The organism is Methylobacterium sp. M6A4_1b, from assembly GCF_053345175.1.
Window position 1 is genome coordinate 1 of the sequence record NZ_JBKEZQ010000053.1, and the last position, 10,514, is coordinate 10,514.

A 10,514-nucleotide genomic window follows, 5' to 3' on the forward strand; every position below is an offset into this window, starting at 1 on the left:
CATGGAAGCGCCACCACGACGGAGGCAGTCCGTCGCGCGATCCAGCTACGTGAAGAGAGCGTAAGGGCGCTGGCCCGGCGCTACGGCGTCAGTCCGACGACGGTGCAGAAGTGGCGCAAACGGGCGACGACGGCGGATGCCCGGATGGGACCCAAAGAGCCGCGCTCCACCGTGCTCACGCTCGAGGAGGAGGCGATCATCGTCGCTTTCCGACGGCACACGCTGCTCCCGCTCGACGACTGCCTCTATGGTCTGCAACCGACGATCCCGCACCTGACCCGGTCCTCGCTGCATCGCTGTCTGGAACGGCACGGCATCAGCCGATTGCCCGAGATCGACGGCGACAAACCCAAGAAGCAGCGCTTTGCGAGTTACGCCATCGGCTACGTCCACATCGACATCGCCGAGGTCAGCACCGCTGAGGGCAAGCTCAGGCTGTTCGTGGCCATCGACCGAACCAGCAAATTCGTCTTCGTGCGGCTGGTCGAGAGCGCCGGCAAGATGGAAGCCGCTCAGTTCCTCCGCGACTTCATCGAAGCGGTGCCTTACCGCATCCACACTGTGCTCACGGACAACGGCATTCAGTTCACGTCACGCCAGCGGGATATCTACGACAGTCAGCACATCTTCGATCGTGTATGCGACGAGCATAACATCGAGCACCGTCTGACCAAGGTGAACCACCCTTGGACCAACGGGCAAGTCGAACGAATGAACCGTACGATCAAAGACGCGACGGTCAAACGCTACCACTACGACAGCCATGCTCAGCTGCGAACGCATCTGCATCTGTTCATCGATGCCTACAACTATGCCCGCAGGCTCAAGACGCTGCGCGGCTTGACGCCCACCGAGTTCATCCTGAACGCCTGGACGAAAGAGCCCGATCGCTTCAAGCTCGATCCGTCACACCTCATCCCGGGACCGTACAGCTAGCCCTCGACAATCCAGAGATCACCATGGCAGGCACCCTGCTCGCCAACGCGCTTCTGGGCGTGCTGACTTCTCGGGCCATAGCCGGCCGGCATCGCACGGACTGCGTGGCCGTCGACATCGAGGGCATCTCGTCACTTGTCTGCGCCAAGCCGGCCCGGCGCCGCTGTGTCCTTCGTTCGCCGTACAGTACAGATGCAAAAGTGCGGTCGAAGCTGCCCCTTCCCAGTCCATGAACAATGAGCGCTAAATATTCAGCGCGCGGGCGATGAAGCCGCCGCTCTGTACGTCCATTGGAAGATGATCAGCATCAACATAGCCGGCCTCGTGAGCCATAGCGTCAAGTGCATTCGCTTCGTCCTGGGCAGATCCAACCCAGAGGATTGCGCCGGTGGAGCGCTGTTTGATTTCGAAAATCTGCATCTGACCCTCTCTGAAACATTGTGACGGGTCAAACAGCTCAGCGCCTTTTTTGTTCCGCGCGGCCATCTATGGCCGAGCCTCTGACTATCGACAATTAGCCCGTTCCGGCACCTGTGTGTCAGCCCGCGATGCGCGGGCGGTCCGTGCGCACCGGAGCACGCCAGTCGATCCCCTCCAGCAGCATGGCGAGTTGGGCCGGCGTCAGCGCGGCGGCCGCCCCCGCCGTCGCGGGCCAGACGAAGCGGCCCTTCTCCAGACGCTTGGCGAACAGGCACAGGCCCTGACCGTCCCACCACAGCACCTTGATCAGGTGCCCCTGCCGACCGCGAAACACGAAGGCCTGTCCCGAGAACGGGTCCCGCGCGAGTTGATCCTGCACAAGGCTGGCCAGGCCGTCGAAGCCCTTGCGCATGTCGGTGTGGCCGGTCGCCAGCCAGACCCGCGAGCCGGAGGGAACCGGGATCATCGGCCCAGCAGTGCCGTGATCACGCCCTGCAGGAGGGCGACGTCCGCGCCCGCCTCGGCCCGCAGCCGGTGGCCGCCGGCCAGCTCGATCTCGATGGCGCCGGGACGGAGCGGTTCTTCCCGGACGCTGGAGGGTGGAGCCGGCAGCGCAAGCGGGATGAAGCTCGGGCGGGACGCCGCGGTCGGTGCAGGCGCGCCGGCCCGCAGGGCACGGCGCCAGCGGAACAGCAGGCTCGAATGAAGCCCGTGCCGGCGTGCCACCTCGGAGGCCGTCGTCGACGGATCGTCCGCCTCGGCGAGGATCGCGCGCTTCTGCGCGGGCGACCAGGCCCGTCGCGTTCCCGAGACGACGATGTGAGGCGTGTGCGTCATAGGTCCAGACACAGGGCCGATACAGCGCCACCGCGCGCCAGCACCTGTATCCAGACCCAAGCCCTATCCGCACAAGGCAGCCGTCACCGAGCGCTTACCACTCATGCACTCGCCGGGCAGACAGTACCGCTGCCCGACTTCGACGCAGCCTGACCTGAGATCCCGCGCCGGCAATCTGCCAAAGTAGGGCTAGGGCTTGTCGCCGCTTGAGCCAATCGAGGGCCGGGGCAAGACAGAGGACGCCCATGAAGCTGACGGTCGTCTTCTCGTAGCGTGCGGCGATGGCGCGCCACTCCTTGAGCCTGGCCCAGAGGCGCTCGACCTGGTTGCGGTTGTTGTAGATCCAGACCGGGCAGGCGACGGGTGCTTCGTGGCGCTGAGGCGGGATCGCGGGCCGCGTGCCCATGTCTCAGATGTGCTCACGAAAGGCGTGGCTGGTGTAGCCCCGGTCCCCGACGACCCACTTGGGCACACCTGGAAGCTGGTCGAGCAGCGGAACCGCATGGGGCAGTTCATGGGCCTGACCGGGCGCCAGCCGGAAGGCGATGGCGCGACCCCGTCCATCCGCGATCACGCAAGCCTTGGTGCCATAGCCGCCACGTGAGCGGCCAAGAGCTTCACGAGCATCTCGCTCGGGCCCAGATACCCCCTTTTGGCAGCTCCCGCCGCCTTTTGGTGCGCTCGCATGTTCGTGCCGTCCAGGAATACCATCCCGAGTTGGACGCCCCGCTCCTGCACGAGGCCGAGCAGTCGCTCCCAGACGCCGGCACGGGACCAGCGGATGAAGATCTGCGCAGCGCGCCACCAGGGACCCAGATCCTCGGGAATAGCCCGCCACTTGGCCCCGTTCTGATGCCGCCAGAGGATGGCTGAGAGCGTGCGCCGAAGATCCTGTGGGGGCGTCTTGGCCTTGGGCCGGCAGGCCTCCACCAAGGGCTCCAGTTCAGACCACTGCGCGTCGCTCAGCATCGTCCCTCCTGCCTCAGAGAGATGAAAACGAAAGCCAAACCAATCCGTTCAGGCGACGACAGACCCTAGTAGCGTCGAGTTTGACAATGCATGGGCTTTGCCTATTCGATGTGGCGCATACATGCGACCTGAGGCTGGACCCAGCGGGCGCATCCAACGGGCCGCAATCCACAACTACCTAATAAAACACTGAAAATAGGTTTTTCTCCGTTCATGCGGGACGCTCTAGCCAAAAACTCACGAATTAGCAATCGCCATCCTTGAAAATTCGAGACTTTACACAAATATAAAAAAATCATTCGCACAATACATACTGAAAGCGCGAAACAATGCATATTGATGTGCTCACGATTGTCAAGAATGTAATTGTAATGATTGGCTGGAGCAAGGAAGAAATTCCGGAGCTATACTACAACGGATCGCCAATTTTAGCGATTTATTTGAGAACTCAACGTATCGATTTATCTGCCGCATTTGGCGAGCAAGCATTACATTGGGGCTTCACAGCATCTGCCATCCTGCAGCAGCCTAATGTTGACGCGTCAAAGTTGTCTGTTAGACTGTCGAATGGCCGATTGGCGAACCCTATAGAGTTTTCCTCACAAAGCGCTCGACAGAACCAGATAGTTTTACAACGTTTTTTAGAAGAAACTCGTCAGAATCCTGGGCCTTTACTCGAAATTGGGTCTCGCGCTCGAAGCGGGAATAGCTATAGATCGCTATTTCCAGAAGCATGCGAATATACCGGTCTGGACATTACAGCAGGTCCCAACGTCGATATAGTTGGTGACGCACATGAACTCAGAAAACATATTGATAAAAATTTTCGATATATATTTTCGATTTCAGTCTTTGAGCATCTTCTTATGCCTTGGAAAGTGGCAATAGAAATGAACGGTGTGATGCACGATGGTGGCTTCGCCTACATACAGTCCCATCACGGCTGGCCGCTCCACGAGGAGCCTTGGGATTTTTGGAGATTTTCCTCAAACTCTTGGAACGGTCTATTTAATGAACACACTGGATTTGAGGTCATAGCGTCAGGCTACGACCTATCCGCTATGGTCATCCCTGATATCAATTTCGGCGGGCCACTGCAAAATCTCGACCATCAGCGAACATTTTTGCTGTCATCGTGCCTTGTGAGGAAAATCGGTCCAGCCACAGTTCAATGGAATTCGGATGTATCTCAAATTTACGATCTTGAATACAATCACTCTTAGCGATAAGCATGAATAAAATAATCTATAAACGTAATTATCCACACCAGTAATGGAAGAGTTCAGGCTCCGAAAATCTTGAGGATATTGCCAAGGAGCTGTAGCTCGTGAGGCGCGCGGTGTCGACGACGGTGCAAATGGCAGCTTCGCTTTCGGCGGCCGACATGGTGCGATGAACGTCATTACCTTCCGTAGGACACCGCTCTAGTGCAGTGACGAATTTGGATGGTTCATAGGAGTCTGGCGACAGCGTTGACGATCTGTGCGGCTGGTTTGGTCCAGGTGAAGGGCCGAGCGCGGCTGTTGTGCTCGGTGATGCGGGGCTTGATGGCGGCTTGGAGATCGACCATTCCCGTAAGGTGTCGCTTCGTAGTCGGCCACGGGTTAAGACGGAGAACAAGCCCTCGACGGCGTTAAGCCACGACGCCGAGGTGGGCGTGAAGTGGAAGGTCCAGCGCGGGTGCCGAGCGAGCCAGGCGCGCACCTTCGGGTGCTTGTGGATGGCGTCGTTGTCGAGGATCGCATGGAAGACCTTGCTGGTCGGCATGGCGGCTTCGAAGGAGTTGAGGAAGCGGATGGATTCACCTTTCCGGTGGCGCTGCATGCAGCGGCCGATCACCGTGCCGTGGAGGACGTCGAGGGCGGCAGACAGCGTCGTGGTGCCGTGCCGAGTGTAGTCGTGGGTCTGGGTAGCCGGGTGCCTGGGGCGACCAGCAGATCGGGACGCGTGTGTTCCAAAGCCTAAATCTGGCTTTTCTCATTGAGCGAGAGCACCACGGCATGGGCCGGTGGCTCCATGTAGAGCCCCACCACGTTCACCACCTTCTCGGCAAAGGCAGGGTTGCTCGAACGCTTGAAGATGCGGATCCGGTGCGGCTGAAGCCGGTTGGCCTGCGAGATCCGCTGCACGGAGCGCAGTGCGATACTGATCGCTTCGGCCACGGAACGGCCGGTCCAGTGGATGACCTCGCCGGGCGGCTCTGAGCAAGGCAGGGCCAGCACCTGTACGATTGTGCTAGCGGGCAGCGGCTTCTTGCCAGGCGGCCGGGTTTTGTCGTGCAGCAGCCCCTCGACGCCCTCTTCGCCGTAGCGCTGCTGCCAACGCCAAACCGCCGGCCGGATCACGGCGGCCTGCTCCGCGAATTCCTGCACAGTCAGGCGTTCGCCTGACAGCTGCACGATTGGAGCACGTAGAATGTGCTTGAGTCAACTAACGCGATCAGTAGCGAGGGCCGTCAGCCGCGCCGTGGCGGCCTCATTGAGGAGCACGCAGCCAGTCTGAGCCATCCGCAAAGACTTGCACATCGCCGTGCGGTGGTGAGTCCTCCGTTTGCGTTAGTGCATCACCTGCCGCTCTACTTTCCAGAGGTCAACCGCTGCCGACACAAGAGCCGCACGGACTGGTTCTTCGCCTTCCTTGGTCGCTTCCCCACGCCTGCCATTATTACCGCGCTGAGCAAGGAGGCGTTCGTTGCTGCTGCCGGAGACGTGGTTCGGCGCAATGGCTCTGTTCCTGCCCAAAACCTGGACGGGCGACCCAGACCGGATGCCCGAGTACCGGCGCACGGCCCGCACAAAGCCGGAGATCGCCGTCGGGGAGATCGGTTGAGACCAGGAGGGTGGCGTGTGCTTCGCTTGCGTGCTGGTCCATGCAGGTTATGGCTGCTCCGGCCAATTCCGGCAGGGTTTGAGCGACCTCCGCCTCAGAGCCTGTTTGAGGACCTCCACCGGCCGTCCCCATCTGTCTCGTGTTAGCAACACGAATTCCGCCTGGCGGGGCGGAGTGGAGAGCAGATGTGGACGGACCGGTATCGGACGCATCATGAGACGCCCCTGAAGGATGTCGTGATGCAGGCGGGCTCGGACGAGGTGGCCCGCTTCCTGGAGCAATCCGACCCGCCGGCTCGCCCGAACGCCAAGGCGGCGCGCCGCGTGATGGCGGCCATTGCCTGGCATCTGCGGACGGGCGGGCGGGTGGCGGGGCGGACGCTGCCCGGCGGCTTCCTGGCTTGGTGCACCATCTACGGCTGGTTCCGGCGCTGGGTGGACAAGGGTCTGTCCGAGACCATGATGCGCTCGCTCGTGCGCCGACAGCGCCGCCACTGCGGGCGGCGTCCCTCGGCGCGGCTGGCGATCATCGATACGCAGAGCGTCAAGTGCATCGGGGTGCGCGGGCCGCGCGGCTACGACGCCGCCAAGAAGGTGGTCGGCCGCAAACGCGTCATGATGGTCGATGCCGAGGGGCACATTCTGGCCCTGGCCGTCGTGCCGGATAACGTGCAGGATTGCGACACACTGTCGGCGTTGGATGAGGGCAAGCTCTTCTGGCCGAGCCTGCGTGTGGGCCTCCTCGACAGCATCTTCCGAGCGCAGCGCCGTGAGGCGTGGTGCAACGTCCACGGCATGCGCCGCCGGGTCGTCGAGAAGCACCCGGATCAGAAGGGATTCGTGGTGCTGGGACGGCGCTGGGTGGGCGAGCGCAGCTTCGGCTGGCTGAGCCACTGGGGTGGACTTCTGCGCGAGCGCGCCGGGCGCCTCGACGTCGCCGCAGGCCGCCTCGCCTGCGTCGCCAACCTCGCAGCATTAACTTGCCATTCCGCATGAAGCCAACGCTATCTCTGGTCAGACGATTGGCTTGTTGCCTGCGCGGCTCTGCTCCGGCCGGAAAGGATCGTGCCAGCGTCGCCTGCAAATGAGTAGGCGCACATCAGACGTGATGACCTTGTTTGCGATAAGAACCTGCTCATACTGACATGCTAACCTAAACAGCGCCTGCTCATCTTCGTCATTAGGATTAAAAGCATATGAGTTATTGCTGAACATTGGATGCGTTAACGTCGATCCCAAATTAATTTCCTCGACGATGTCAAAAAAAGCGCGGGCAACATCAACAACTTCCGAGCCTCGGACTCCTTCGGATGGATCCCCGCTCATGTACTCCCAGATCGACGCCCGATGCAGTTCTGCCATCGGCCGAAGGCGAAGCGGCATTCGCATCAACAAATTGTTAACGAGTTCAGTTACTTGAGGAGTCCACTGCATCCTAGCCGGGCCGCAATAGCCGTAGAGAACAAAGATGCCATCATCATCGAGTACTCGCTCGATCTCTTTCATCAATCCTTCGAGTTTTTCAACATGATGGGATGTGGCATAGTCGTATACCAGATCGAAGCGCGCATCTGTTGGAAAAGGTTCTAAGTTAAAGTCTACTCTTCTGTAATCAGACGGCATTCCAATTTCAAACGCCTTTTTCCTCGATACATCAACGCCGCCCGTCGAGAAGTCATAGCCCGTAAGGTGCGAAAATACCCCCGACTTAAATGCATCGCGATCAACTTCACCGGCGCCGCAGCCCACGGAAAGAGCTTTTTTGGCCGGTTGGCCGCCGAAATATTTGTCGCGAACATAGTCGAAGTACCATTTCCTATCCGTATGCTCTCGAAAGCATTTCTTTAGATATGGATTATCCCAATATACGGGATGCGGGTCGGATGTTTGGATTGTTTCCCAAAACTTCTCGGCTCGCAATGCCGGTGCCTGCTCCTTTTCGATCATAATGACTTACCTTTTTTATTCGCGATGAAGCTGCTAATCGGGCACAGGAGCGATGCTAGAGCGGCCTCTATATCCGAACGCTTAATCGAATCGCCTTGAATATTGTATCCGCGACTTCGGGGCAGCCTGTCTCATTCAGGTGAAAATTGTCGTACAACAGTTCATCTCTGCCAAAAAATATGCGCTCAAGATCGATAAGGTTGGAGCCGGTTTTCTCACAAAAACGCCGTGTCGCCGCATTAATCATTTTGTTCATGCGAAGCTGGGCGCCCCAGGCATCAGTTTTGTCCGAAAAGAATTCATATGGTGCTTGTCTACAATGAAACGTTGTGATCCACAGAGGCACGTCGTGAATATCTGCTATGGCCTTCATCGTAGCCATCAGCCTATTTCGGGCCTCGAAGTCTAGTTTGCCTTGCTCTGGGAGCGCAGAGTCCCTTCCTTCAGCTGTGACGATCGGGCTAAAGGCAGCGTAGCTTGTCCAGTAAGTATTTTCGATGGAGCAATAAAAAGTGTCGATTGGTCCGCCACAATAAATAATCCCAATCAGCTTCTCGGCGAGCCCCTTGGTGAGTAAAACTCCCAAAGAGTGAAGTAGATTTGCACCAGAAACGCCCGCATTTAGGGCATTTAGCTCTATGTACTCGTCGGAAAATTTGTTCTCAAGAACTGCTGCAATACGATTGCGCTCGCTTATCCAATAGTTTTCGATCGTGCTATCGCCGAGTACCATAAGCGCCGGCAATCTGCGGTCGCGACCTCTTCCCGTCGCAATATACCCGTCTTCATCGATGTTTATAGATTTTGCATCTGGTAATAGTGTTTGGTCGGTTTTCGCAAGATAATCTTCGGGCGGCATCTGTATCCCGCGCGTATTTGGTAGGTGTTCGCGGAGCTTGATGTATCGCTTCAGGCTATTCGACAACGTGCCCCTCCTGATATGTGCCCGGTAAGGGCTGGTGTGGTAGGCCAGCGAGCCAGGGAGATTGCTTCTGTGCGCACGAGTGATCGGACGGCAAACTCACAAAGTTGTCTTTAACGTTGGCGTGGCGATCGTCCGCAAACCGTTGAGTTGGCTTTGTCCCCTGAGCTGGAATTGACATTAGCATACTTAGCAGCGGATGCCGCGGCTAATGCTGTACCCGCTTGTCCCTTCACAATTTTCGCGCTGAATTAGGAAATTATTGACGCCTTCCCGACGCTGGCCCTGCCGCTGGCTGAGTTGACGGTCGACCCACATCCTATTTGTCACCACCGTCTCCGCTTCTCTTGCTTGCGAGGACCACCAGGCCTGTCAGCCCCGCCCATCTCGCTCCTGACTGTTTCAGGTCGGTTGAATTCCATCGCAGCTTTGCGCTGGTCGCGTCAGATGGTAAAGCTCGTGCTTGCCTAAAAGCCTTCTCTGATTGGGGTTCGTGAGGCAAGCGATTTCCCCATCGATGTTTCCTGGTCCCGGTGTGTCGCTCCCGCGGGTCACGCGCTTCTCTTCGCGGTCGGCGCGAGGCCGCCGCATGATAGGGTCAGGAGAGCGAGGCGTCTCAATCTGTTTCACGACCTGGACTGCTGGCGCAGGCCGGTTCGAGACTCTCAACGAGATCGCCTCGCCCATCGTCCCCACGGGAACGATCCGGGTCACCCTTGCGGGTGAAGTCTAGTGAGGGTCCCCCGGATTTTGGTCCGGCCGAAAGGTGAGCCTCCGGATCTCATTCGGCGGCCTGTCGGGCTGCCGCCAAGGCGAATTCCTGAGGCGTTCGCCACCCCAGGGCGGTGTGAGGTCGGCTCTCGTTGTAGTGCCGCCGCCACGTCTCGATCTTGCTCCTCGCGTCGGCCAACGACAAGAACCAGTTCGCGATCAAGCACTCGTCGCGCAGCCGCCCGTTGAACGACTCGACCAGCGCGTTGTCGGTCGGCTTGCCGGGCCGTGAGAAGTCCAACGTGACACCATTCTCGTAGGCCCAGCGGTCGAGAGCTTTCGAGACGAACTCAGGCCCGTTATCGACCTGAATGGCGCATGGTGCTCCGCGCAGCAGCGCCAAGCGGCCGACGACGGCCACGACCTGCTCGCCTTTGATGCCTTGGTCGACCTCGATCGCCAGAGCCTCGCGCGTGAACGCATCGACGACCGTCAAGGCCCGCAGCCGGCGACCGTCGAACAGCGCGTCGGAGACGAAGTCCATCGACCAACGCTCGTTCGGCCGGAGCGCAGCAGGCTGACGCTCACGGTGTGCCGCGCTGACGTTCCGGCGCGGTCGCTTGAGCCGCAGGCTGAAGCCCCTCGTCCCGGTAGAGACGATGAACCCTCTTATGGTTCACCCGCCAACCCTCTCGGCGCAGCAGGATGTAGATTCGAAAATAGCCGTAGCGCACCCGGCTCTTGGCCAGATCACAGATGCGCATCCGCAGCGGTGCCTGATCGGGCTTGGTCGAGCGGTAGCGGATGCTCGACCGGCCGACGCCGAGCGCGACGCAGCCGCGCCGCTCGCTCCGTGCGCCTCCTGAACTTGGTGCACGAGTTCGCGTCGCCGAGCAGGCGTCAGAGCTTTTTTTGCGAGCACGTGCCTCACAGGATGTGCTTGT

At 59.4% G+C, this 10,514-nt stretch carries 9 protein-coding genes and 4 pseudogenes; 5 read left to right on the forward strand and 8 right to left on the reverse strand.

What is annotated here, in order from left to right; translation table 11 throughout:
* The coding region (locus ACLBWX_RS22520; RefSeq protein ID WP_447679171.1) for an IS481 family transposase at positions 1-936 on the forward strand (936 nt) is incomplete at its 5' end.
* 243 nt (positions 937-1,179) lie between these two features.
* On the opposite strand, the gene ACLBWX_RS22525 is transcribed toward ACLBWX_RS22520, so the two are convergent.
* The 4 genes and pseudogenes from ACLBWX_RS22525 to ACLBWX_RS22540 form a co-directional block, all read right to left on the reverse strand.
* Complete coding sequence (locus ACLBWX_RS22525; RefSeq protein WP_447679172.1) at positions 1,180-1,356, reverse strand: hypothetical protein; 177 nt, start codon at positions 1,354-1,356, stop codon at positions 1,180-1,182.
* 118 nt (positions 1,357-1,474) lie between these two features.
* The gene (tnpB, locus tag ACLBWX_RS22530; RefSeq protein ID WP_447679173.1) at positions 1,475-1,822 is read right to left on the reverse strand and encodes an IS66 family insertion sequence element accessory protein TnpB; all 348 of its coding nucleotides are present in this window, start codon (positions 1,820-1,822) and stop codon (positions 1,475-1,477) included.
* Complete coding sequence (tnpA, locus tag ACLBWX_RS22535; protein WP_447679174.1) at positions 1,819-2,193, reverse strand: IS66-like element accessory protein TnpA; 375 nt, start codon at positions 2,191-2,193, stop codon at positions 1,819-1,821. Before tnpA ends, tnpB begins: the two co-directional genes overlap by 4 nt.
* A gap of 205 nt (positions 2,194-2,398) precedes the next feature.
* A pseudogene (locus ACLBWX_RS22540) lies at positions 2,399-3,162 on the reverse strand (IS5 family transposase); the annotation flags it as partial.
* 329 nt (positions 3,163-3,491) lie between these two features.
* Between ACLBWX_RS22540 and ACLBWX_RS22545 the strand changes: the two are divergent.
* Entirely contained in the window at positions 3,492-4,385 is an 894-nt protein-coding gene (locus tag ACLBWX_RS22545; RefSeq protein WP_447679175.1) for a methyltransferase domain-containing protein, read from the forward strand.
* 227 nt (positions 4,386-4,612) lie between these two features.
* Here the strand turns inward: ACLBWX_RS22545 and ACLBWX_RS22550 are convergent.
* A pseudogene (locus ACLBWX_RS22550) lies at positions 4,613-5,669 on the reverse strand (IS630 family transposase).
* Positions 5,670-5,717: 48 nt separating this feature from the next.
* Here ACLBWX_RS22550 and ACLBWX_RS22555 point away from each other — a divergent pair.
* The 3 genes and pseudogenes from ACLBWX_RS22555 to ACLBWX_RS22565 form a co-directional block, all read left to right on the forward strand.
* Positions 5,718-5,882, forward strand: a pseudogene (locus ACLBWX_RS22555) (IS110 family transposase); the annotation flags it as partial.
* Entirely contained in the window at positions 5,854-5,991 is a 138-nt protein-coding gene (locus ACLBWX_RS22560) for a hypothetical protein (RefSeq protein ID WP_447679179.1), read from the forward strand. The pseudogene ACLBWX_RS22555 and the gene ACLBWX_RS22560, both read left to right, overlap by 29 nt.
* 239 nt (positions 5,992-6,230) lie before the next feature.
* Positions 6,231-6,986, forward strand: a complete 756-nt coding sequence (locus tag ACLBWX_RS22565) for an IS5 family transposase (RefSeq protein ID WP_447679176.1) — start codon at positions 6,231-6,233, stop codon at positions 6,984-6,986.
* A gap of 18 nt (positions 6,987-7,004) precedes the next feature.
* On the opposite strand, the gene ACLBWX_RS22570 is transcribed toward ACLBWX_RS22565, so the two are convergent.
* The 3 genes and pseudogenes from ACLBWX_RS22570 to ACLBWX_RS22580 form a co-directional block, all read right to left on the reverse strand.
* Positions 7,005-7,937, reverse strand: coding sequence for a class I SAM-dependent methyltransferase (locus tag ACLBWX_RS22570; protein WP_447679177.1), 933 nt, complete (start codon positions 7,935-7,937; stop codon positions 7,005-7,007).
* Positions 7,938-8,004: 67 nt separating this feature from the next.
* A complete protein-coding gene (locus ACLBWX_RS22575) occupies positions 8,005-8,862 on the reverse strand; it encodes an SGNH/GDSL hydrolase family protein (RefSeq protein ID WP_447679178.1) in 858 nt (285 codons plus the stop codon).
* A gap of 778 nt (positions 8,863-9,640) precedes the next feature.
* Positions 9,641-10,514 (reverse strand): annotated as a pseudogene (locus ACLBWX_RS22580) (IS3 family transposase); the annotation flags it as partial.

Coding starts and splice junctions, on each gene's coding strand:
- ACLBWX_RS22525 (WP_447679172.1), bottom strand. CDS start 1,356: ATGCAGATTTTCGAAATCAAACAGCGCTCCACCGGCGCAATCCTCTGG.
- tnpA (WP_447679174.1), bottom strand. CDS start 2,193: ATGACGCACACGCCTCACATCGTCGTCTCGGGAACGCGACGGGCCTGG.
- ACLBWX_RS22570 (WP_447679177.1), bottom strand. CDS start 7,937: ATGATCGAAAAGGAGCAGGCACCGGCATTGCGAGCCGAGAAGTTTTGG.
- ACLBWX_RS22545 (WP_447679175.1), top strand. CDS start 3,492: ATGCATATTGATGTGCTCACGATTGTCAAGAATGTAATTGTAATGATT.
- ACLBWX_RS22565 (WP_447679176.1), top strand. CDS start 6,231: ATGCAGGCGGGCTCGGACGAGGTGGCCCGCTTCCTGGAGCAATCCGAC.
- tnpB (WP_447679173.1), bottom strand. CDS start 1,822: ATGATCCCGGTTCCCTCCGGCTCGCGGGTCTGGCTGGCGACCGGCCAC.